This window comes from Ignatzschineria sp. LJL83 (genome assembly GCF_054871845.1).
Window position 1 is genome coordinate 32,234 of record NZ_JBTXLY010000003.1, and the last position, 24,563, is coordinate 56,796.

At 38.8% G+C, this 24,563-nt stretch carries 19 protein-coding genes and 2 tRNA genes; 9 read left to right on the forward strand and 12 right to left on the reverse strand.

Annotation, left to right across the window (positions count from 1 at the left end; genetic code table 11):
- Positions 1 to 30: 30 nt before the first annotated feature.
- The 3 genes from ACYSN2_RS02950 to ACYSN2_RS02960 form a co-directional block, all read right to left on the reverse strand.
- A complete protein-coding gene (locus ACYSN2_RS02950; protein WP_461748770.1) occupies positions 31 to 837 on the reverse strand; it encodes a hypothetical protein in 807 nt (268 codons plus the stop codon).
- Positions 838 to 876: 39 nt separating this feature from the next.
- Positions 877 to 1,629: a hypothetical protein gene (locus ACYSN2_RS02955; protein ID WP_461748771.1), complete on the reverse strand. Its 753-nt coding sequence runs from the start codon at positions 1,627 to 1,629 to the stop codon at positions 877 to 879.
- A gap of 143 nt (positions 1,630 to 1,772) precedes the next feature.
- Positions 1,773 to 2,936, reverse strand: coding sequence for an alpha-hydroxy acid oxidase (locus ACYSN2_RS02960; RefSeq protein ID WP_461748772.1), 1,164 nt, complete (start codon positions 2,934 to 2,936; stop codon positions 1,773 to 1,775).
- 421 nt (positions 2,937 to 3,357) lie between these two features.
- On the opposite strand from ACYSN2_RS02960, the gene ACYSN2_RS02965 reads away from it, so the two are divergent.
- The 4 genes from ACYSN2_RS02965 to ACYSN2_RS02980 all read left to right on the forward strand — a co-directional run bounded on the left by ACYSN2_RS02965 (position 3,358) and on the right by ACYSN2_RS02980 (position 9,771).
- A complete protein-coding gene (locus ACYSN2_RS02965; RefSeq protein ID WP_461748773.1) occupies positions 3,358 to 6,189 on the forward strand; it encodes an autotransporter outer membrane beta-barrel domain-containing protein in 2,832 nt (943 codons plus the stop codon).
- Between the two features lie 460 nt (positions 6,190 to 6,649).
- Complete coding sequence (locus tag ACYSN2_RS02970) at positions 6,650 to 7,660, forward strand: isopenicillin N synthase family dioxygenase (RefSeq protein ID WP_461748774.1); 1,011 nt, start codon at positions 6,650 to 6,652, stop codon at positions 7,658 to 7,660.
- 122 nt (positions 7,661 to 7,782) lie between these two features.
- On the forward strand, positions 7,783 to 8,679 hold the full coding sequence (locus ACYSN2_RS02975; protein ID WP_461748775.1) for a MetQ/NlpA family ABC transporter substrate-binding protein: 897 nt from the start codon (positions 7,783 to 7,785) through the stop codon (positions 8,677 to 8,679).
- A gap of 240 nt (positions 8,680 to 8,919) precedes the next feature.
- Positions 8,920 to 9,771 carry a MetQ/NlpA family ABC transporter substrate-binding protein gene (locus tag ACYSN2_RS02980; RefSeq protein ID WP_461748776.1) on the forward strand — a complete coding sequence of 284 codons (852 nt, stop codon included), beginning with the start codon at positions 8,920 to 8,922 and terminating at the stop codon, positions 9,769 to 9,771.
- A 91-nt stretch (positions 9,772 to 9,862) separates the two neighbouring features.
- Here ACYSN2_RS02980 and trhA read toward each other — a convergent pair whose 3' ends face one another.
- Complete coding sequence (gene trhA / locus ACYSN2_RS02985) at positions 9,863 to 10,492, reverse strand: PAQR family membrane homeostasis protein TrhA (protein ID WP_461748777.1); 630 nt, start codon at positions 10,490 to 10,492, stop codon at positions 9,863 to 9,865.
- A gap of 158 nt (positions 10,493 to 10,650) precedes the next feature.
- On the opposite strand from trhA, the gene ACYSN2_RS02990 reads away from it, so the two are divergent.
- Together ACYSN2_RS02990 and ACYSN2_RS02995 are read left to right on the forward strand one after the other, a co-directional pair.
- Positions 10,651 to 11,334, forward strand: coding sequence for a DUF1190 domain-containing protein (locus ACYSN2_RS02990; protein ID WP_461748778.1), 684 nt, complete (start codon positions 10,651 to 10,653; stop codon positions 11,332 to 11,334).
- Between the two features lie 3 nt (positions 11,335 to 11,337).
- Positions 11,338 to 12,501 carry a glutathionylspermidine synthase family protein gene (locus tag ACYSN2_RS02995; RefSeq protein ID WP_461748779.1) on the forward strand — a complete coding sequence of 388 codons (1,164 nt, stop codon included), beginning with the start codon at positions 11,338 to 11,340 and terminating at the stop codon, positions 12,499 to 12,501.
- Between the two features lie 114 nt (positions 12,502 to 12,615).
- Here ACYSN2_RS02995 and ACYSN2_RS03000 read toward each other — a convergent pair whose 3' ends face one another.
- On the reverse strand, positions 12,616 to 13,056 hold the full coding sequence (locus ACYSN2_RS03000; protein WP_461748780.1) for an RrF2 family transcriptional regulator: 441 nt from the start codon (positions 13,054 to 13,056) through the stop codon (positions 12,616 to 12,618).
- A gap of 139 nt (positions 13,057 to 13,195) precedes the next feature.
- Between ACYSN2_RS03000 and cysK the strand changes: the two genes are divergently transcribed.
- The gene (gene cysK / locus ACYSN2_RS03005) at positions 13,196 to 14,128 is read left to right on the forward strand and encodes a cysteine synthase A (RefSeq protein WP_461748781.1); all 933 of its coding nucleotides are present in this window, start codon (positions 13,196 to 13,198) and stop codon (positions 14,126 to 14,128) included.
- A gap of 167 nt (positions 14,129 to 14,295) precedes the next feature.
- Here cysK and ACYSN2_RS03010 read toward each other — a convergent pair whose 3' ends face one another.
- Both ACYSN2_RS03010 and ACYSN2_RS03015 read right to left on the reverse strand, forming a co-directional pair.
- On the reverse strand, positions 14,296 to 15,060 hold the full coding sequence (locus ACYSN2_RS03010; protein ID WP_461748782.1) for a hypothetical protein: 765 nt from the start codon (positions 15,058 to 15,060) through the stop codon (positions 14,296 to 14,298).
- A 135-nt stretch (positions 15,061 to 15,195) separates the two neighbouring features.
- Entirely contained in the window at positions 15,196 to 16,116 is a 921-nt protein-coding gene (locus ACYSN2_RS03015) for a LysR substrate-binding domain-containing protein (RefSeq protein WP_461748783.1), read from the reverse strand.
- Between the two features lie 216 nt (positions 16,117 to 16,332).
- Here ACYSN2_RS03015 and ACYSN2_RS03020 point away from each other — a divergent pair, with 216 nt between their 5' ends.
- Positions 16,333 to 17,106: an IrmA family protein gene (locus ACYSN2_RS03020; RefSeq protein ID WP_461748784.1), complete on the forward strand. Its 774-nt coding sequence runs from the start codon at positions 16,333 to 16,335 to the stop codon at positions 17,104 to 17,106.
- A gap of 78 nt (positions 17,107 to 17,184) precedes the next feature.
- Here ACYSN2_RS03020 and ACYSN2_RS03025 read toward each other — a convergent pair whose 3' ends face one another.
- From ACYSN2_RS03025 to pyk, 5 genes are all read right to left on the reverse strand, one after another.
- Positions 17,185 to 19,713 (reverse strand): autotransporter outer membrane beta-barrel domain-containing protein, encoded by a 2,529-nt coding sequence (locus ACYSN2_RS03025; RefSeq protein WP_461748785.1) that lies wholly within the window; start codon positions 19,711 to 19,713, stop codon positions 17,185 to 17,187.
- A 586-nt stretch (positions 19,714 to 20,299) separates the two neighbouring features.
- Positions 20,300 to 20,389, reverse strand: a tRNA-Ser gene (locus tag ACYSN2_RS03030).
- Between the two features lie 144 nt (positions 20,390 to 20,533).
- Positions 20,534 to 21,046, reverse strand: a complete 513-nt coding sequence (locus ACYSN2_RS03035; RefSeq protein ID WP_461748786.1) for a GNAT family N-acetyltransferase — start codon at positions 21,044 to 21,046, stop codon at positions 20,534 to 20,536.
- 121 nt (positions 21,047 to 21,167) lie between these two features.
- A tRNA-Ser gene (locus tag ACYSN2_RS03040) sits at positions 21,168 to 21,257 on the reverse strand.
- 78 nt (positions 21,258 to 21,335) lie between these two features.
- Positions 21,336 to 22,775 (reverse strand): pyruvate kinase, encoded by a 1,440-nt coding sequence (pyk, locus tag ACYSN2_RS03045; RefSeq protein ID WP_461748787.1) that lies wholly within the window; start codon positions 22,773 to 22,775, stop codon positions 21,336 to 21,338.
- A gap of 241 nt (positions 22,776 to 23,016) precedes the next feature.
- Here pyk and hemN point away from each other — a divergent pair, with 241 nt between their 5' ends.
- The gene (hemN, locus tag ACYSN2_RS03050) at positions 23,017 to 24,393 is read left to right on the forward strand and encodes an oxygen-independent coproporphyrinogen III oxidase (protein WP_461748788.1); all 1,377 of its coding nucleotides are present in this window, start codon (positions 23,017 to 23,019) and stop codon (positions 24,391 to 24,393) included.
- Positions 24,394 to 24,563: the final 170 nt, after the last annotated feature.

The window sequence follows — 24,563 nt, forward strand, 5'->3', positions numbered from 1 at the left end:
TTAATAATTCATCCATTATTGCGCTATCTTTCAATCTTCTTCCGGAAGAAAAATAATCGAATTCACTCTCTGCATTTCATAGCCAAAGGGATCGGGATTATCATTCCCAAATATGCCGTTAGCTTTATAGGAATCATAGAGCGGGGAAATGTAGTACATCACGTGAATTCCTTCATCTAAAGGATTATCATCGGCACATTCTGTGGTTGCGTATTCTGGCGGGCAATCATCCACTTCAAGCCATAGTTGATTCCCTATTTGGTATTGGAGTTTCACTGTTTTCAAAATCGCATCGGGATCGAATGCTTCCGAAATCTCCGGCAATCCTTTCCCCAATAATTCTTCATTCTTCAATACAACTTGTTTGAGGTCTTGATAACGCACATTCCTCTCTTCATTGAATCTGTTCACGGAAAAATGAGGTTCTAAGGCATATTCATCTAATGCTAACGCCGTAAATCCTTGCGTGAGATATTGCGCATAATAATCTGTTAATAGTGGTTCATTTTCTGAAAATTCAATCGCTCGATATCTGTCCCAAATATCGAAATAACCACTATAATCTTCCTCATAATGATCAATTCCCGGCGATGGTTTAAATTGATCAATAATTTCTAAATTTAGAATTTCCCCATCTTTTACAAGGCAAAGCGAAACATCCACATCCGTGACATATCGTGATCCATTCACATTTTTAGAAAAGAGAGATTTACATAAAATATCGCCTTGCGCATTCATCGCAAGCGGTGCGATCCTTGAAATAATTTCAGAGGCTCCCGATGCAAAACTGACATTCATACAAAGCAGTAACGATAAAATCCAACCATACTTTTTCATAGTATCTCCTCATTTTAAGATCTACGGATTTGTTCAAGATTAAGGTTCAATCCTTGAGGGATCTGCTTCTGCTTCCGGCAGAAAGATCACAGAGTTCACTCTTTGATAATCGTAGGGCATATCTTGGTAGTCGAAAGGAAAGGTATAAAAATTTAAATAGGCATTTTGGTAAGAATCTAGATATTCAGAGCCATCATCAGCTATATACGACAACCAAAGCTGATTATTTATTTGATAAAGAATCTCTGACTCGCAAATTTTATTTTTAAAATCAGTTGGTTCTGAAATATCAGGCTGCGCCTTTGCATTCACTGCAACTTGCTCAAGTTCAGCATAATTAACGCCCCATTTTTCTGAAAAACTTGTTAAAGAAAATTTTGGATCTAAACGATATTCTTCAAGATCAATCGCTCTAAATTCCTGCTGTATGAAATGCTCATACATATCTTCGACTAAAGGAGATTCTTTAGAAAAAATAATACTAGAAAAAAGCTCACTAAATAATTGTCGATTTTCAGCATTAGAGTTTCCTTCATCTTTTGGATCAGGAATAAATTGTTGTAATTCACCAATCAATTGAATAGTTTCATTTTTCACTAAACAGAGAGATATTTCCGCCGGCATTATTCTATGAGAACCCATCCAATTTTCTGTGAAATAGTGCTTACATAAAACATCGCCTTTATCATTGATCGCAATCGGCGTAATCAAAGAGCTCATGGAAGATGGTCCTGTTGCGAAACTCACGCTGATACAAAGCAGTAGCGATAAAATCCAGCCACATTTTTTCATAAAACTCCCTATATTGAAGATCTTAAATATCTAGATCAAAAAAATGCGATTCTTTACGAATCGCATTATGGTATTTATTAAATACCCGTTAAGTATCTATTAATATTAGATAAAAATCATCTATCAATCTTCAAAAGAAGATCTTAATCAAAGGGTCTTGGAATCGTGGATGGCACTAAAATGTGCCTGCCAACATTGTTTACATCTGTTTCTCCGCAGAATGCCATGCTTGTTTCAAACTCATTACGCATGAGTTCTAACGCTTTTGTCACGCCGGCTTCGCCCATTGCGCCTAAACCGTAGAGATAAGCTCTGCCGATCATGCCGCCTTTTGCGCCGAGCGCCACGGCTTTGAGAAGATCTTGTCCTGAACGAATCCCGCTATCGATAATCACTTCCGTAGAAGATCCTTGAAGCGCATCCACAATGGACGGCAATACGGCGATGGAGGAGAGTGCACCATCGAGCTGCCTTCCGCCGTGATTACTCACGACAATTGCATCTGCGCCAACGCTATTGGCGAGCTTTGCATCTTCGGCATCTAAAATGCCTTTTAAGATGATCTTTCCGCCCCACTCTTTTTTAATCCATTCAATATCGTTCCAGTTCAAAGTTGGGTCAAACTGTTGTGTTGTCCATGAAGCGAGCGAGCTCGGATCATCAATTCCATCCACATGCCCGACGATATTACCAAACTGCCGGCGTTTGGTTTTCATCATATTCCAGCACCAACGCTGTTTTGTGAGAAGATTCACCCAATTTCTAAGGGTTGGTTTTGGTGGCACAGATAAGCCGTTTTTAAGATCTTTATGACGTTGTCCAATCATCTGCAAATCAAGCGTAATCACGAGCGCATCACAGCCGGCAGCTTTTGCGCGATCAATTAATCGGCGCATAAATTCTCGATCTCGCATCACATAGAGCTGAAACCAAAATGGTTTATTCACCTCTTTTTTAATATCTTCTAATGATGCAATACTCATGGTGGAAAGCGTATAACGAATCCCAAACTTCGCGGCGGCCCTTGCTGCTAAAATCTCACCATCAGGATGCACCATTCCCACAAGACCTGTCGGCGCAATAGAGAGTGGCATCGCCATTTCAATGCCTAACATCTCTCTTTTGAGCATTCGATTTTCCATATTTCGGGCGACTTTTTGAATCAATTTAATCTTCTGAAAATCCGATTCATTCGCTTGATAAGTCGATTCTGTCCAAGAGCCGGAATCCACATAATCATAAAACATTTTCGGTACACGTTTTTTAGCGATCACGCGGAGATCTTCGATATTCGTAATGGTTGTCATAAAGGTCTATATGTTAATAATTGTTAGCTACAAAAAAGCACGTGAAGTAGAAAAAGAGAGATATACATTCATATTTAAAATAAAAATTTCAAAAAAGTTTCACATAATTGACTGATTTCTAATAATTTTAAATACTTTTAAAAAATTTACCATTAATTACTATACGTCTGAACAGCTTTTCTGACAACCTTTGGTTCACTTCGGAACTAGTTGTTTAAAATGATTAAAACGCACTCGGTCAACGATATAAATATTAAAGATATTTATTATTAACTATTGTTTATTATAAATTAACGATATTAAATTGACTTAATGTCACAAAAATACATACATATATGTTTATGTAAGTTTGTATATGATTGTTTTTGTTAATGTATTAATTTAACATCTGATAATCTGTATTTATTACAAGGACTTAGATGTGCTAAACAAAACCATTTTCATAAAAACTCCATTAGCCGCTGCATGCTTATTAGCTTTCTCCGTTAATATCGCTCTGTCAGCCCCTCATTTCATTGATGAAACAACTCCTTTAGAATCTATTAATGTTCGCGACGGTGTTTCTAATAACCGCGTGACGATTAAAGGTCATCCCGCTGGTGCAACTGTGATCTATGGATCAATTTACGATGTAAGCCAAGATCTGCTACATCCTACAACGAAAGATCTTCGTAACAATGCGATTATCCTCCAAAAAGGAAATCTTGAAAGCTTAGTCGCAGCTGAGTTTAAAGGAAGCAAAACTGCCCCAACTGCTCCAGGAAATGTCAGCAATAATAGTATTACGATAATTAATGAGGGATTCACTCCTGATAGTAGTGCCAATAATATTATTGCCGGCTTAAGTGTTGCTCATAATAATACTCAGCAAAACTCTCATGTTGATGGGAATAGAGTAACGATCAACAACAGTACTTCTATTGCCGGTAAGGAGTACCTGATTGTCGATGATGGTTTAACCTCTCCTTTTATCATTAAAGGAATCTATGGTGGTATTAATGTCAGTGCATCCGGCGCATCTGCAAATCGCAATAGCGTGATTGTAACGAACCAATCTAATATTAAAAACAATATTCATGGTGGTGTTTTAAATACCGCTAGAAGTACGGAAAATGCTCCTAATCTTAACGTCGATGAAGTAAATAACAATAGAATTGTTGTCACTGCTCGCAGTACCATCGAAGGAGATATTATTGGGGGTAAATATATTGGTGGTGCAAATACCCTTAATGGTGCTTATGCTTCCAATAACCGTATTACGTTAAGCGGAGATGTGAAGCATACCGGAGACATTTACGGAAGCCATGCCAGCTTACAAGGAAATGGTAAACGATATTACTCTCAAGGGAACGTGATCGTTGTTGCCAATAGTAATGTCAATGGCGATATTTACGGTGCATATTTAGAAAATGGTTCAGCACAAGATATTAAGTTAACCAATAACCATATTAAAATTGTAGGCGATAGCCACTTTAATCCTTCGGGCTCTATCTTTGGTGGATTAATCGCATCAGGTACACCATCTACAGGCGCATACGATGCTTTCACAGGAAATACCTTTGTATATTCTGGGAATAAGCCTTTAGTTGCCAATGAACTCGGCGGATTTGAAAGATATACGTTCAATATCCGTGCAGATGATTACAGCGCTCCTTTAGTACAAGTCAATACCTTGTATTTAGAAGGCACAATTCGTGATGAACTTGGTCGAGAATATACAAAACAATCGAGCGTAGATATTCAAGGAATTAATGCCGGAAGACGCTTGAACTATGGCGAGAAATTTATCCTCGTAAAAGCGGGAAATATCATCGGCGAAGGGACTAATTGGGGAAATATCGGCGGTATTGGTGGCATTGTTGAAGAAGAAATTGATGATGGCACAATGGAAGACCCTATTAATAATTCTCGCACTACTTTATTTACAACGTCTGCTCTACAAGGTATCTCTTTCCTATATGACCTAAAAGTTATTAAAGATAGTGAAACAGGGGAGATTTCAGCAGAAGTTATCGATCTCGATAATCCTGAGGAACCAGAAGTACCGGTTGACCCTGAGGAACCAGAAGTGCCGGTGGATCCTGAAGAACCAGAAGTACCGGTTGACCCTGAGGAACCAGAAGTACCGGTTGACCCTGAGGAACCAGAAGTACCGGTTGATCCTGAAGAGCCAGAAGTACCGGTTGATCCTGAAGAGCCAGAAGTACCGGTTGATCCTGAAGAGCCAGAAGTACCGGTTGACCCTGAAGAACCAGAAGTACCGGTTGATCCTGAAGAACCAGGGCAACCTGCAGGTAGATTAAATTCTCAACTAAAATCCCTCTCCGAAGGATATTTAGCAGGTGCAATCTTACCAACTCGTGGGGCGGATCTCTTAATCAGTAATGTCATCAACAACATTGATTCAACAACGGTTGGCTATCAAGCAATCGCACAATTAGGCGGTGGATTTACTCGATATTCAAGTGGTTCTCATGTTAAATCGACAGATTACTTAATGGTCTTAGGAGGCAGTTATACGAACTATGATGGGCTCACGCTAGGTGGATTTATAGAAGGCGGTAAAAGCGATTATAAAACGTATAATGAGTTCTCAGATCGCGATACGGTTAGAGCCAAAGGTGATTCGTATTACTACGGTCTTGGTGCTTTCATGAAATTGAAAATGGATGAGAATTTCTATACAGAAGCATCACTTCGCTACGGTAATACTAAAAACAAATATCATTCGGATGATTTCTTAACGAGTGATGGACTTCCTGTAGGTTATAACGCTAAATCTCGTTATTTTGGTGGTCATGTGGGATTAGGTTATGAGTGGACTGTGGCAGATACTATGGTATTTGATCTATCAGCTCGATATTTCCATACGAATGTTAGTGCTGAAGATGTAGAAATTGCCGGCGATCCGATCCATTTTGACAGCTTTAAATCTAATAGAGCAAGATTAACATTTGGTCTTACCAATCACTATTCAGAAAACTTCAGTTATTACGGAAGTATGAGTTATGAATATGAATTTGATGGTTCTGTAAATGCGACTACTCATAGTATTTATGATATAGAAGCACCAACCATTCAAGGCTCTACCGGTATTATTGGTCTTGGTATGGAATACATTCCCAATAATGCACGTAACTTAAAACTGAACGTGAATGCTGAAGGGTATGCAGGTAAAAGACGTGGAGGTAACGTCGGTGTTAGCTTCAAGTACTATTACCAACAAGATCCTAAAGGACAAAGCAGATATTAAAATAACTTAGAGATCTATTGAAAGATCTTAATAGTGCTTCTAAGTTTTTAAATAGGTTGTTTTAACAAAAAGAGAGTGAGTAGATGATTTTTTTTAAATGATCATCTACCGCTCTCTTTTTTCATGCCTTCTAAAAACATACCTATTGGCAATGACTTGTTTTTTTATTCAAAAAAACGGCTGAGATCAGCGGGGAATATAAATATATTTATTCAATGATTCAAATAATTATAAGATTTAAACATCGTTTCCTTGAAAGTATGTATTGACAGCAAATCTAAATAAATGCTAAACATATATGTAATGCCGATTTGACAAAATAGCTTGCGGGCATAAAACAGCTAAAGCATCCATCTCAAATTTGAGATTCTCCTTTAAACCGTGGTGCAACACTTAAGGGGAGCAAGCAAACAGCGGCAGACCATATTGCTAGTTTTAGTTTGTTAAGGAGAATTTTATAATGACAACGGTTAATCCTAATTTACCTATTCTTGATTATGCCCAATTCGTTGCTGGCGGCGAAGAGCGTGAACAATTTCTGAGAAATCTACGTTATGCAGCGCATGAAATTGGATTTTTCTATCTCAAGAATCATGGTATTCCACAAGATCTCATCAAAAAAGCGCAAGATCTCTCGAAAGAGTTTTTCCAACTTCCTTTAGAAGAAAAACACAAGATTCACATGTCTAATTCTCCGCATTTTAGAGGTTATACCAATGTGCATGATGAAATCACTCGTGAAAAACCCGATAGCCGTGAACAGCTCGATTACATGCCGGAATATGAAGCGATTCCTTTAGATCAAATTCCTGCAGATCAGCCGTGGTTACGTTTACAAGGTCCAAACCAATGGCCGGAGTCAATTCCTGAACTAAAACCTACTTTCCAAGATTTACAAGAACGTCAAACCGAACTTGCAAAATCTATGCTTACGGCATTTGCCCTTGCGCTTGGTCAAGATGAAAACGCATTTGCACATACTTACGCGCATAAACCTTCTGTCCTTTCAAAAGCGATCCATTATCCCGGCGTTGATGGCGAACAAGGCGTTGGTCCCCATAAAGATTCGGGCTATATCACTTTCGTGCAACAAGAAGATACGGCGGGCTTAGAAGTTCTCAAAGGCGATGAATGGGTATTAGCAGAGCCCATTGAAGGCACATTTGTTGTGAATATGGGCGAACTTTTAGAGATTGCATCTCAAGGTTATCTCAAAGCAACCCTTCACCGCGTAGCGCCTTCTCCGCTTGGTAGCGATCGTTTCTCTTTAGCGTATTTCTTAACCTCGCAATTAGATGCAACCGTGCCATTACTTCAATTACCAGAAGAGTTACAAGGCGGTGTTGCCGGCATTACTCGTGATCCGAAAAACCCACTCTTCACACAAATTGGTAAGAACTTCCTAAAGGGACGTTTACGCTCGCACACAGATGTTGCGAAACGATTCTATGCCGATATCGCCCTTGATTAATCCATATTCTCAAAGAGCGATTCGATAAAGCTGTTGAAAGAAAATCATTTATAACCACCAAACCTTCAACAATGCTTTTACCCATATAAAAAGTACAGAAACAGAAAAAGTATAACAATAATATGAAAACGATAAATACAATCAATACTGAACTATCCGCAAAGCCATCATTTCTATCGAGTAGCGTTAAAAAAGGACTGGTTGCGCTCTGCATGATCTCTTCTTTACTTCTCACGGCTTGTTCTGATGATAAAGATAAAAATGCGGCAGCTTCCAACAGTGCAAATACCCAAGAAGTGATCAAAATCGGTACTTCTCCCGGCGATTTTGGCGATTTAGTACGAGGTTATTTAGGACCTGAATTAGAAAAAGCGGGCTATAAAGTGGAGCTTTCTGAAATCACCGATATCGTCATTCCGAACGTCAGCGTGGAAGAAGGATCTTTAGATATCAATATCTTCCAACATAAACCTTACATGGAAGAATTTAACCGCGTGAGAAATGGCCATTTAGCGCCATTAGTACAAGTACCAACAGCGCCTTACGGCATTTATGCAGGAAAGCTTAAAAGCGTTGATGAGATCAAAGATGGTGCAACCGTTGGAATCCCTTCAAACGTGACAAACTTTTCTCGCGGATTATTGATTTTAGAAGGTTTAGGCTGGATTGAGCTGAATCCTGAAATTACCGACAAATTCCATATCGGCAAAAATGACATCATTGCTAATCCTTACAATATCGAAATCAAAGAGATTGAAGCACCGCAAATGGTCCGTGCAAAGCCAGATCTCGATTACGCCATTATCAACGGTAACTTCGCACAAGATGCCGGCATTCACTTCACGGAAGCGCTCTCCATTGAACCAAGCAAATACTTCGTGAATTGGGTCGTTGTGAATGAAAAAAATCTCAATGCGCCGTGGGCACATAAAGTAATCGAAATCGTGAATTCTGATGGTTTTAAAGAATTCTCAAGCAACCGTTTTGCCGGTTATAACTTACCGCTTGCGTGGGATTAATAATGATCATTCGCAAATAATTATTAGGCTTGAAACTCATCTTTATCTTATCTCCAAGCATCTCCAACTAGGCATATTCCTAAGATAAAGATGAGTTTTTCTAATACGGATTTTACTTTGCAAAAGTGGAACTCATAATTTCACTGAATCATGTCATGGATGACTTTCTTATTTTTTAATTCAACCGGGAATGCACTCCAATGCATTTACTTCAAAAGACTTACTCTAAAAGGAAATACCATGAAATCTCGTTGGAATATCTTCAAACACTTTCATTCAACTCGCGCGAAAATCTCTTTAATCCTCTTCACGGCAATCATACTTATCGGTTGCGGAGAAGATACCACAAAGTCTAATGCTCAAAATAGAGAAACACTGAAGTTATCGGCATCTGTCGGGGATTTCTCAGATTTTATTCGTCACTATATTGGTCCTGAGCTTGAGAAAAAAGGCTACGATGTAGAACTTCTAGAAGTCACGAGTGCGAATATCCATAACCTCAGCGTGCAAGATGGGTCTATTCATGCCAATCTCTTTCAACATAAACCATACCTTGATGATTATAATCTCAATCATAAAACGAATCTTACGCCATTAGTACAAGTGCCGACGGCACCCTTTGGTGTTTATTCCGGCAAATTGCAGAATTTAGATCAGATTCAAACTCGCTCAAAAGTAGGGATTCCCTCCAATGCTACAAATCTTGCTCGAGGTCTTTGGACATTAGAGCAATTAAAACTCATTAAGCTGAACGAAAATGCTCCTGATCGTTTCAAAGTGACACAAGCAGATATTACTGAAAATCCCTATAATCTACAAATCATAGAAGTACCGGCGGAACAACTTATTAGAGCAAGGCCTGATCTTGATTTTGCGGTTATCAGCGGGAATTACATCATTGCTGCCGGTGTTCACTTTAATGAAGCGCTATATATTGAGTCTAGTAAACATTTTGTGAATTGGATTGTGGTCAAAGATGGCAATATTGATCAACCTTGGGCAAAAGATATTGTAGAGATCGTCAATTCAGATGGTTTTAAAGAATATATTGCAGAAAATTTTGAAGGATATGATTTACCACCAAATTGGTAAGCGGATTCTTAGAAAATCCAAAAAAGAGCACCTACAAAAGTCCTATATTTTTCGATCGTACTTCTCCATGACTAGAAAAATATAGGACTTTTTACATTGATATATTCACATAAAACAAAATACTAAAATATTGGCAAACACTCCCGCCGATGACAAAGAGATGCCAAATGCCGTGCGCATGTTTTACTTTTTCATCTAAGAGAAAGAAAATCACGCCGAGCGTATAAACAACGCCACCCAATATGAGCCAAAAGATTCCCTCGGATGAAAGTGAAAGAGAGAGCGGTTTTGCGGCAATCACGATCAGCCAACCCATAATTAAATAAATCGCTATAGAAAAAATTTGGGTTCGCCGCCCAATCCACACCTCTTGAATCATCCCAATCAGACATAATCCCCAAGAAACGCCAAAGAGCGACCAACCCCAGCCGCCATTTAACGTCACTAATGTATAGGGCGTATAACTTGCGGCAATCAAAATATAGATGGCGCAATGATCGAGAACTTGAAACCGATCCTTCCATTTTCCGGGATGAATACAATGATAAATCGTCGAAACGACATAGAGAATAAAGAGCGCAGAGCCGTAAATGGAAACGCTCACGATTTTCCATGCATCTTGGTAAATGCTCGAATGCACGATCAGAAATACCATTCCTCCAAGTGCTAACAACGCGCCCAAAAGATGGGTATAGATATTAAGCTTTTCACCGTGTGGCATTATCGTTCCTTTCGTGATGTGATCAGCGAACAGATCAAAAACTTATATTATCACGCCAATACTTATACGAAAATTTAAGTGCCATTCCCTTTTTTTGATACTGTATAATGCAATGCTTAATTAGAATTCAAATGACTTATTAGTTTATGGAGTGAAAAATGCGTAAACGTACCTCACAAGTGAATCTCGAAAACTTCCGCAAAAAGCCTAAATCTTTTCGCCTAAAACCGCTTGCAGCCATTGTTGCTTCCGCGCTCATTTTAACTGCTTGTGGCAGTGATAAAGAGGCACAACTCGAAGAAGTGAGCATGTACCGCAATATGGAAGAATGCATCCGTTACAATCCAAGTGGCGATGCAAAATCACTCTGTGAAACCTCTTTCGCACAAGCACAACAAGAAGCCATTGAAACCGCGCCTCGCTTTGCAACTCGTGAAGATTGTGTCGCAGAATTTGGCGAATCAGGTTGCCAAGTTGCACCAGTAGATCAAAGTAATGCACAAGCACAACAATCAAGCGGAAGCTTCTGGATGCCGTTAATGGCGGGATTCCTCTTTGGAAAAATGATGAATGGTTTCGGCGCTCATAAGCCGCTCTATTCTCCACAAAGTGGTCCAAACCAAGGGAAATTCTACGGCGCGGATGGTAAAAGCTTCGGGAATATGACGCCGGGAAGCACAACAAAAGTAAATCCTTCAGATCTTAAACCAGGTGCGAAAGGTCAAACAATGCGCCGTGGTGGTTTTGGTCAGATGGTTTCAAAACAAGCATCGGCTTCTGCAACACAATCTAAATCTGCAAATAGTAGCCAAAATACGCAACGCCGTACAACAGGTGGTTAATCAATGAAGCGAGTTGCAATCACTGAACGTCCTCATTGGCAAGAACAAGCGCAAGAATATGGGTTTAATTTTCACACAATGTATGGCGAACGCTATTGGTGTGAAGATTTTTACTACCAACTCGGCTTAAAAGAGATTGAGTTTATAGAAGATGCTTCTGAAGAATTGCATCAAATGGCGCTAAAAGCCGTTGATCGAGTGGTAAAGAGCGAAAAGTTATTAGAAAAATTCCAAATTCCGCCACAAAACTGGCGCTATATTCGGGAATCTTGGGATCGCCAAGAGCCTTCTCTCTATGGCCGTTTTGACTTTGCTTATAACGGCGAAGGTCAGCTGAAAATGCTCGAATATAATGCCGATACGCCGACTTCTCTGTATGAAAGTGCATTCTTTCAATGGCTTTGGCTAGAAGATCAGATTGAAGCGAAAAATCTGCCGATGATTGCCGATCAGTTTAATAGCATTCAAGAGCAGTTAATCTCTCGTTTTGGCGATCTTCGAGCATATCACAATATGGATCAGCTTCATTTTAGTTGCTGTGAAGATTCGGAAGAAGATCGTGGTACGGTGCAATATTTGGAAGATTGCGCCAATGAAGCCGGACTTGCAACCAAATTTCTCTATATTGAAGAGATTGGCATTAATAGCGAGCTCGAATACACCGATCTAGAAGATGAACCCATTCAAGCGATCTTTAAGCTCTATCCTTGGGAATTTATGCTCGGCGAAGACTTTGCAAGTTATCTGGATATGGGCAAAACTCGTTGGTTGGAACCCGCATGGAAAGCGATTTTATCCAACAAAGCGCTTCTACCGTTATTATGGGAAATGTTCCCGAACCACCAATATCTACTGCCGGCATATTTCTCAGATGATAAAAAAGCAACAAGCTTAACATCCTACGTGAAAAAACCTCTCTTCTCACGAGAAGGCGCAAACGTGGAGATTGTTACCAATGGCGAAGTGCTAGAAAGTGCCGATGGTCCTTACGGCATTGAAGGTTCCATCGTTCAAGAATATGTAGAATTGCCGGCATTTGATGGCAATTATGTGGTTGTCGGTAGTTGGATGGTGGGCGATACGGCGTGTGGTTTAAATATCCGCGAAGATCATTCTCGTATTACCCAAGATCTGTCTCGATTCTATCCACATGCGATTATTGGTTAATTCAAAATAAAATTTTTAAACAATACTCGAGATCAAAAAAGCCCAACGGATTTTTATCCTTTGGGCTTTTCCAAACTGTTTACTACTTAAAAGGTATCTCTAAAGACAAGAAAACTAAAGATAATACATGTAGTTCCCTTCTTCTCCTTGCGCTTCTAGCGTAATATCTGCAAGGGTAATATTGGTCAGTATCTCGGCGATGCCATTTTTCATCGGCGAATAAACCATTTCGACCAATGCTCTTTCGATGTTTTGTGAAGTAGCATTTACCGTTGCATCATTATCTGCAAAGATTGCCGGCTCCACGCTGTGAAGGATATCGTACAACGTGATCTCTTTCGGGGATCTTGTGAGATAATATCCTCCTTGTGAACCTTTAATTGAACCGACAACTTCACCGCGTCTTAATTCTGAGAAGATTCGCTCTAAATAAATTTTAGAGATTTCGAGTTCCTCCGCAATCTCAAGCACCGTAATAGTTGGCTGAGATTCGTGTACGAGCGCCATTTTGACAAGCGATGCGAGTCCATAACGAGATTTTGCAGATAGTTTCATTGATCCCTCCGGAATATTTAATTGACAATCATTTCCTAATCCTGTTAATGTTATATCATTCAGATCAAACATATATTATAGGTATGCTTAATTTTCGTCAATAGAAATCAAGCATCCTCAGCAAAATAAGGAAAGTATTATGGCGACTATTTATGAGAGTTTAACAGATCTTATCGGTAAAACCCCACTTCTAAAGTTGAATCGCTTCTCAAAAGAGCAAGGTGTTGAAACGCCGATTATTGCGAAGCTTGAATACCTCAATCCAGCGGGTAGTGTAAAAGATCGTATTGCTTTTGCAATGATCGATACTGCAGAAAAATCAGGCGTTTTGAAAAAAGGTGCTGTGATTATTGAGCCAACAAGTGGTAACACCGGAATTGGTTTAGCATCTGTTGCAGCGGCAAAAGGCTATCGCATTATCTTAACAATGCCAGAAACAATGAGTATTGAACGCCGTAACTTATTAAAAGCATATGGCGCAGAATTAGTCCTTACGGAAGGCGCAAAAGGCATGAAAGGTGCCATTGCGAAAGCAGAAGAACTTGCTGCTGAAATTGATGGCGGCATTATCTTAGGGCAATTCGTAAATCCTGCAAACCCTGAAGTTCACAAAGCAACAACAGGCCCTGAAATTTGGGAAGATACGGAAGGTAAAGTAGATATCGTGATTGCCGGCATTGGTACAGGCGGTACAATTACAGGTCTTGGCGCTTACTTAAAAGAGCAAAACCCCAATATCCAAGTGATTGCTGTAGAACCTGAATCTTCACCAATGCTGTCACAAGGAACGGCAGGTCCTCATAAAATCCAAGGAATCGGCGCAGGCTTTATTCCAGATACGTTAGATACCAAAATCTATGATGAAGTGATCACCATTTCAGATACAGATGCGTTTGAACTTGCGAAAGAAGTTGCCGGTACAGAAGGTTTACTCATCGGAATTTCTTCAAGTGCGGCGGTAAAAGCAGCGGTTGAAGTCGCAAAACGTCCTGAAAACAAAGGTAAAAACATTGTTGTTATTTTCCCAGATAGCGGTGAAAAATATCTTTCAACGCCACTATTTGAAAAATAAGAATATATCCCCATTATGAAGTTAGAGCGTTTTTAACCTCCTTTTAAACGCCAAAGTTTGCCCAATCAGTATTTGCTGATTGGGTTATTTTTTGACTAATTGATGACTGACTAGAAGAGGTATACCTGCCGATGGAAGAGTTTTCTTGAAGTGCTTGCCATACTTACTCATTTATCTAATCGTTCTCTCATAATATTTGCAAATAACTTAATTTCCGCATAACCATTAGGTCCTGATGGTTTTCCCATAAATGGAATGACCATAATAGTTGTGGAGTCTTTCTCACAGCAATATACTCGCATTTCTTTCTCACCTAGCTGAACCATTTCTTTTTTGACATTATTAAGATCACAGCCAAAGAATCTAAAGTAATTATCTGCTTCTCCAACACTTAAACAGATAATCAATTTTGGTTTATATTTTGCGATTTGCGTTTGAAAAAACTCACCTCTTTCTGCAATCACCGCATCACTATATTGGCGATAATTATAGTAAGGAAGATCCGGCATATTATATTGATCATAGCTATCTGCTCCTTTAAATCTTAAAGGGCGCATATTAATTTTAAAGCCTATCCCAGCCTGCGAACTATCTTCATGAAAAGGATATAAAATCCTATTATTATCCACATATGCTTGGTCGCAATCATCTTCTTGATGTTCGGTATTGCCATATACTCCATAGAAATAAGCAATATATCGATTTAAATTTCCCGGCGCATAAATTGAATCATGATAATACTCATCTTGCCAAGAAAGTGGATTATGATAACGTTCGCTCTCTTTCGCAAAGCTCTCAACTTCTGCCTGATTATCATCAAAATCCCCACCATGCTCCATGCCACAAAACCAAATATCTGAATAAGGATTGCCACCATCACAGCCATAAAATGATTGCATTAATTTTGTTGCCAATTCGTTTTTTGAGCTCATATATTTCACCTTTACCTAAATATTTATACAATGGATTTCGATCATAAACTGATCTCAACTGTACCGAGTTCTTTAAAAAGTTCAATCAGATATACCCTAAATACTAATACTCAGTAAAAATAAAAAATTACCGTCTTAGCGCAGATAAAATGTATCTCTCTGCTGTGCATATTTTTTCATCTGATTGAGAAACTCTGTGAAATAGGTTTGCTCTGTTTGTGCTTCTCGATATGCAGCATAAAGTGTGCAGAGAAGCCCATTTCCTTCATCTACCGGCATTCGTAAGGTTTTTACTAATCCTTGACGCTCAAAGTCATACACAACCCAATCAGGAAGCGCCGCAATCCCGCGCTGATTACTCACTAACTGAATCAACATCGGCGTTAATTGCGTACGGCGAACGTGTTTTGGTTCCACATTTGCCGGCGTGAAATAGTGATTATAAATATCTAATCGGTTCAACTCCACAGGATGACAAATCAGGGTTTCTTTCGCTAATCGTTCCGGCGATAGATCCGTTTCATACAGAAGCGGATGTTGTGGCGATACTACTAATCTTGATTCATATTCAAAGAGCTTTGCATAATGAATACCGGCAACTTTTTTACGATCGGACGTAATCAGAACATCCACTTCCCCATCTAACAAAAGTTGATGTGGCGAATCTTCAAATGCCGTCATAAAGTCTAAATCAATATCGGGATAGGCTTGATTGTAAGCATTCAGAACATGAATCAACCAATCAAAACAGCAATGGCATTCAGAAGCAACCACCAATTTATGAGAGATATTTAGCTGTTGATCTTTAAGTTGCGTGACTGCACCATCAATCATCGGAATCACTTGTTGCGCTAAATCGAGCAGTAATAAGCCATTACTCGTAAATTGAAATGGGCGAGTTTTACGGGAAATAATCTCCACATCGAGCCATTTTTCAATACTTGCAATTTGGTGGGAAAGCGCCGAAGTCGTAATACAGAGCTGCGCCGCTGCTGCTGCAAAAGATCCACATTCAAATAATGCTTGAAGTGCCCGAAGATGCCGTAATTCCAACATAGTATTTCCCTTTACACTGCGAATTAGAGCTTCACATTATGACAATGTGAGAAGGTTTATGCTAGCAAAGATAAAAAAGCTAGTTTACCTGTTTGAATATAGGATTCTACTCTACACCAGATCTTAATCTGTTGACTTTTTTTTTACTTAATTAATACTAAAATCATTATAGCTTTTGAAAAATAATCCTATCTTTTATTAAAAATGGTGATACTTATGCTAAAAATATTGTTTGCAACGTCCTTAATGATCTCAGGGCCTCTTATTTCCTATGCCGATAACCAGCGTTATGCAAGCATTAATCACATTAATTCAGCATACATAAACCGTGGTATTTGCTCCTATAGCTTTATCATTGATAATGGTGGTGCATTTTCTGAGTTTCAGGATATGGAATTAACGATTAAAGCATTAGATATGTTCGGTCGGCTGATCAATTATCATACTCTTGCAATCGAGGCTTTCGGCTCTTCAAATGCGACGCGCTCAACAATGGCGTACTTAGAAATGGAATGCCCGGAACGAGAAATTTATGAATTTGAGGTTGTAGGTGCAATAGAGCATATTGGTAGCCGAAAAATGGAGTTACCGCTCAATATTTTTCATGCTAAAAACCCTAGATTGGCAAGAACAGCCATTCAAACAGCCCCAGGAACCGATACAATTCATAGAAATTTTATTGGAACATGGGTAACAGATAAAAGATTATGTACAAATCCTGAAATTATGAGCGATGAAGACTATATCGTCACTATCTCTGGAGAAACAGCTAAAATGAGAGGCTGGCAATATCGGAAAGTAGAAACATTTAATCTTAATGATGGCGAATCTTCTAATGATTCAGATGTATTTGGTGGTTGGGCTGAATTCTTTCAATTTGCGCCTGATTATTCTCAAACATATGGTACTCACCAGTCAGTATATCGTTTAAATAACAATGTGTTGTCAATGGATGATTGGAATATACAACTATATTCTTGTCAAAGATAAATTCTAAAACGATAAAAAAGCCTATTTCTATTGAAATAGGCTTTTGATATTTATATTACAAATAACAGTTACTAAATATTAGAACTCGTAGCGGAAATCAAATTTCACGCGAGTATCGCTATATGAATCTTTTCCTTTCGTTAAAGTCACGCTACCATCAGCATTCCAACCTAAACGATCTTTCGTTGCCATACCAAACTCTAACTGATAGAGATTTTTAGTACCCGCAATTGCATCAACTTCGTTCTGCTTGCCGCGGAATGTCACACGATAATCCTTACTGTTATGAAGATAATGAACACCAGCATAAGGTGCAAATGTTGCATTCGCATTGTATACACGCACTCCTAAACGAGTTTGTACATTCCCTTTATTTGCAGAAACATTCGTGCCACCCGCAGTTGTATAGTTATCTGCTTTCACATTCATCCACGTCACTTGTGCTTGTGGTTGAACACGAACATTTTCAGTTACAGCGAACGCATGCCCAGCTTCAATCGATGCAAGGAAACCTTTACTCGTATACTTTTCTGATGCTAAGCCCCAGCCATGAACTTTGTTACGAATATGTGCATATTGAACCCACGAATCAATGTAACTATCTTCAGAGAAATTATAGTTAGCATATGCCCCTACCGCAAAACCATCAGAGCTATGATCTGTTGTAAAGTTCGTGTAGTGGTTAATACTCTTACCATCACTCGTTCCATAAGCTCCCATCACACCAAAGTTAAATTTATCCCACTGCAATAAGTCTTTACCAATATGGATAGTATAGGCATTCACTGTTGCATTCAGATCCCTATCTATTTTCACACCAAAATCACTAAACATTCCATGTGTACGAATCCAAAATCCACTATCCCCTGGTAAATATTGGCGATCATGATAACGTATCGCAAACATCTCATTCGCTACTTTCAAGTTCGCAAGGTTCGCCGCAACTTCTGGAGCGATAATGAGTTCAAGAGGTTTTGTTGGTGGATCAACAGGAAAATTATCATCCGGATCTATAGGTTTACTCGGTTCTAGTGGCGTCCATGGAATCGGTGGATCTGTTGGATCGGTTGGATCTATAGGTTTACTCGGTTCTAATGGCGTCCATGGAATCGGTGGATCTGTTGGATCGGTTGGATCTATAGGTTTACTCGGTTCTAATGGCGTCCATGGAATTGGTGGATCTGTTGGATCGGTTGGATCTATAGGTTTACTCGGTTCTAATGGCGTCCATGGAATCGGTGGATCTGTTGGATCTATTGGCTTACTTGGCTCTAATGGCACCAAAGGTCTTTTATACTTACTTAAATACCAAGTTTTAGCCTTACCGTCATGATCCGAATGTGCTTCACTCGCATCACGCATTTCACTATTTAACCAATATTCAACTCCGCCTTCCGTTAAACGATCAGCTTGTGTCAAAGTAAAACCATCATGCTCGCCTAAAACATAAACTAATGATACCCCTTCAGCATCAACCCCATCCTTCTCTATGACGCCTTGAACATAAACTTTACTGGTACCCGTCGCCTTACCATGAATTACTAATAAATCTTTACGTTCCGTTGCCCCAGGATCAAACTCTGAACCATCTCCTTGAATGAGCCCTTTCCCATTTTCTGCTTTATCATACTTATCCGCAGTAATAACACCAAAGTGAATAGAACTGTTAGTTCCACCATGGTAATCGCCTTTAATATTTAATCTTGAACCTTTTTCTTCACCTTTATCAGAGCGACCACCAAGCCCTCGTTTAAGAAAAAGTTGCCCCTCATTTGTTAAATCTTTAAGTGTCTGATCAAATCCATTTAAATGTAAAACAGCACCTGCGTTAACAATATATGATGCGCCATCCGGGAACTCATATATTGCATCCCCTTCTAATTTTCCATTAACAAACTTGCCATTATTTGGATCATTAATAAATTTAGTATAATCGTCTGTAAAACCACCTAGCTCTTCTTTATTATCGTCGATCTCATTATTGTAAATTCTGATCACTTCTCCTTGATGATGAATAAATAAATCACCATTACCATCCGCTCTAATATCCGTTTCTTTCGTTAATTGAGCGTGAAGATCATGAGCCTTCTCTATATCGTATAATCCAGCTCCTAAAGATTCATTTCCACCAGAAACAACTGTTCCCCCTTTAATAGTAAATGTACCTTTAAATTGATGATTTATAGAATCTGGTAATGCATATCTAGTAGGTGCATGAGGATTGTCAGGATCCCTGTACTTCTTCAAAAGATGCTTTTCTGTCATCAGATAGAGCGTACCACCGCCCTCTTTTACATAGTCGGCTCTATCAGTAAGCTCTTCAGCCAAACCAAAATTGCCACCAGCAAGCCCAAAATCAAAAGTACCATTTTGGTGATTTCTAAACTGTTTAGGAATCGGAATTTTGAATGCCAAATCCGGAATAGCCGGATTTGGAGCGGATTGCGAAACTTTAGATAGACTATCAATGAATAATGGGGTTTCATTCGCTTGAACAAACATATTAGAACTCACTAATACTGACGTGACTCCTAAAATTTTCCCAAAATTCAAATGACTCAATGGTCGTTTTTTAGCACCCGTTAAGGTGGGTACAAATTTACTCATATATTAATTCCTCACATACACATCTTTAGTAAAAAAAGGTGATTTTTGATCTAATTTTGCAAAAGATTGTATATCTGCAAATATCTAAATCAAACGGATAATTTTCATATATGAATTATGATAATGATCTTTTTTATTATATTCTATTAACTATTATTAGATAATATTCATCAATATATATATAAATGAAGTTTTGATTGATAGATTAATTGAGAACAAATCATCATTTTCATTAAAAATATATTAATATTCATCATATTATCATTAGATTATATCCCTCATTTACAAAAATTGACCTATGTCACATATTGCATGCAACTTTTATTTTATTTATTGTAAAAAAGTTTCTAAAAGCATTTTTATGATTAAAATATCAATGGATATTGCCACCAATAAGCAATGAAAAATCCAAAAAAATTTTCAGATACACTAAAAAAATAAACTATTAAGTAGTCGTTTATTTTTAATATTTCCTTCCGCCTTCAAAATAATTCACATTATCTGTAAACGAATAAACCAAATATATATTCCGAAGATATCGGAAACAACAAAAAGCCCTTAGCAAATGCTAAGGGCTTTTTTAATCTGGCGGAGGCTGTGGGATTCGAACTCACGAACGGTTTAACCCGTTGCCGGTTTTCAAGACCGGTGCCTTCAACCACTCGGCCAAGCCTCCAATAGAGAAGGACAATTATAATGATAATTTTGTTCTCTGCAACTACTTTAAGTATCTATAGGCAAAAATATTTCTTAATCTTTAAAATTTCACGATAATTCAGTTAGTTATAGACTTGCATTTATAGATCAATCATATTTATTCTTACTCAATATGAAACCCTGAATGAAACTGAACTTGCCCTTTGGGTTCGCCAAGAGTATTGAACAATTTTACCATCACATATTCAGAAGAAATCCCTTCCACAATCAGATCATGCTGATGACGAAATCCAAACCGTTCATAATATTTCGGATCTCCAATCACAATACAACCTTCTGTGCCACTTTTTAATAATCTGTTTAAGCCTTCTTGAATGAGCTGACTTCCAATACGTTGGTTCTGATAATTCGGTAAAACTGAAACAGGTGCCATGACAACCCAATTTAAATCTTGCCCATTAATACTGATTCTCGAAAATGCAACATGTCCTATCAGTTGCCCTTCTAACTCAGCCACTAATGATAAACTTAACGCATCAGCTTCCCGTAAATTATTCACTATCAGATGCTCTATTGTACCTTTCTCGGAATCTTGATGTGGATGATCTTTAAAAGCAGCAAGTATCATCTGCTCTATTTCTTGCTGATCTTTTATGTATTCTGGACGAATGATCATATGAGCCCTTTAAAGAAATTAGCTAATGCCACATCATAACCCTCATTCTGAAATATGAGTATTACAAAGACTAATTCAAACATAGAAAAAGCCCTTAGCTAATGCTAAGGGCTTTTCAATCTGGCGGAGGCTGTGGGATTCGAACTCACGAACGGTTTAACCCGTTGCCGGTTTTCAAGACCGGTGCCTTCAACCACTCGGCCAAGCCTCCAATAGAGAAAAACAATTATAATGGAATTGTTTTTCTTCGCAACTATTTTTTAACTGTTTACGCCACTTTGAGCGCTAATTAATCAATTGTGACGATTCTTAGGCAGTTTGTGCCGCCTTGTTGGAAATTGAAAGAGCCAAATGTTACTAAGATTCGATCACCCGTTTCTACCGCATTATTATCTTTTAATACTTGCACCACTTGACGCTGAATTTCATCATCTGGAGAGGGTTTAAAATCATAAAAAATTGGATTTACCCCTCGGCAAATCGTCAATCGTCCGCAAGTATCTTCATTACGGGTAATGCCGTAAATGGGAAGATCCGTCGTCACGCGGCTCATCAATAATGCCGTTGTACCTGTTTCTGTTAAACATGCCACTGCTTTAATATCGAAATGGTTTGCTAACACAATCGATGACATTGCAATCGCTTCATCGGTTCTTTCAAACTTAAATGGTTCTTCACGAAGAGAGTAAGTGCCTTGCATGCCGGAAGAGTAATTCTCTTCACTTTCAGCCCCTAAACAGATCTCAGACATCGCAGCAACGGTTTTAATCGGATATTTCCCAACGGCTGTTTCTGCCGATAACATGACCGCATCCGTACCGTCTAATACCGAGTTTGCAACGTCCATCACTTCTGCTCGTGTTGGCGATTGATGTTCAATCATCGATTCCATCATTTGTGTTGCCGTAATCACTGCTTTATCTAATTGACGTGCACGTTTAATAAAACGTTTTTGAACACCTACTAATTTCGCGTCCCCAATTTCAACCCCTAAATCGCCACGCGCAATCATAATCGCATCTGATGCTTCAATAATTTCATCGATATTTTCTAACGCTTCTGTACGCTCAATTTTTGCAACAATGCCGGCATTTGAGCCCGCTTTTACTAATAATTCACGCGCTTCCGTAATATCTGCCGCTGTTTTTGGGAAAGATACGGCAATAAAGTCTGTGTTAAAACTTGCCGCACAGATGAGATCTTCTTTATCTTTTTCTGTTAGAGCTGCCGCAGATAAACCGCCACCTTTGAGGTTCACACCTTTACGGTTTGAAAGCGGACCTGCAACCACCACTTTTGTTTGAATTTCATGTTCTGTAACGCCGGTAACATCCACGATAATATTGCCATCATCAAGCAGTAACGTATCGCCGATTTTCACGTCATTCACCAGCTCTTTATAAGCAATACCCACACGTTCATTATTGCCGGCATCATCTGCTAATTGTGAATCAAGAATAAAGGTTTGACCTTCGACTAATTCTACGCGCCCATCGACAAAGTTTTCGATACGAATTTTAGGACCTTGCAAGTCAGATAAAATCCCGACACGAATCCCAAGCTTATCTGCTGCCGCTCGTACCGCTTCTGCTCTAGCGATATGCTCAGCATGCTCTCCGTGAGAAAAGTTTAAACGCACGATATTCACGCCGGCTTGAATAATACCCTCAAGAACTCCTGGCTTGTCAGTTGCAGGACCTAATGTTGCTACAATTTTAGTACGACGCATTGATGATTACCTCTCTTTGACTATGGAAAACTCGCATTGAAAATGAAAAAGCGCTATTCAATGGAGTATAGCGTTAATTTAAAAAGTTAGCTCAAGAAATCGTGAGAAAAGCGCCACAATATCCCCTTTTGCGATATAATAACCGCCATGAAAATGGATTTCTTTCCAAAGTCTTCCGTGAGCGGACGTTCGCTCATTAATCTACTTCGAGCAGAAGCTGATCATTAGAGTACAAAATAATATGACCAATAAAATATTTAACGAAGCCCTCATTGCTAAATACGATAAAGCTGGCCCACGCTACACTTCTTACCCAACGGCGGTACAATTTACAGAAGAATTTGGAGAAAAAGAGTATATCGAAGCAGCGAAAGCTTCCAATGCAAGAAAAAATCCGCTGTCACTCTATTTTCACGTTCCATTTTGCGCAACCATCTGTTTTTACTGTGGCTGTAATAAAATTATTACCAATAACCGCAAAAGATCGCAGCCTTATTTAGATCGCCTTTATAAAGAGATCGAAATGCAAGGTGCTCTTTTTGATAATAAAGCGCCGGTAAAACAGCTCCATTGGGGCGGTGGTACGCCAACGTTCTTATCTCATGATGAGATGCAATCGCTCATGGATAAAACTCGTGAAGAATTTAATATTCTTCCAAATGATGAAGCGGAAATTTCTATCGAAGTTGATCCTCGTGAAGCCAATGCCGATACGGTAAGATTTTTAAGATCTCTCGGTTTTAATCGCCTCAGCATGGGTGTTCAAGATTTTGATGATAAAGTTCAAGTTGCCGTCAATCGTATTCAGCCTAAAGAAATCACCATTGAAACGTTAACTGCCGCAAGAGAATCAGGCTTTAGTTCTATCTCTTTAGATTTAATCTACGGCTTACCATTTCAAACTGTTGATAGCTTTGCTCGTACGCTCGATGAAGTGATTACCTTATCTCCAGATCGTCTTTCGATCTTTAACTATGCACACATGCCGCATATCTTTAAGACGCAAAAGCAGATGAATCCTGAAGATATGCCGTCTCCGCAAGAGAAGCTCTTAATCTTAAAACAGATGATTGAGCGCTTAACAGAAGCAGGATATGTCTATATCGGTATGGATCACTTCGCAAAACCAACAGATCAGCTCGCAATTGCGCAGAAAGAAGGTCTGCTCTATCGTAACTTCCAAGGTTATAGCACGCATTCAGATTGTGATTTAGTGGGCATGGGAATTTCTTCTATCTCACAAATCGGCGATATCTATGCACAAAATGCGAAAATTATGCCGCAATATGAAGAGATGATTGATAACGGTAAATTACCGATTATGCGCGGTGTGAAACTCACACAAGATGATCTGATTCGTCGTCATGTGATTACTGAAATCATGTGTAATCTCAAACTCGATCTCGATCAAGTGAGCAAAGATCTCGGTATTGATGCTCGTGAATATTTCAAAAACGATCTGCCGGAACTCAATGCCATGCAAGATGATGGTTTGATTATTATCGAAAACGATAAGTATTTCGTGCAAGATTCAGGTCGTTTACTAATTCGTAACATCGGCATGGTATTTGATGCATATTTACGAAAAAATGATAATAGATTCTCACGAGTGATCTAAACCGTAGTTTACAAAATTACAAAGGCATTAAATATTCATATAAAGCAGAGATAAAAGTAAAAATAGATATCAATAATCACATTGAAAAAATACATTATTAATTTGCGGCATTAATACAGGATTAATGCGGGATTAACAAAACTGTTTTTATTAATATCTTTCGCAAATAT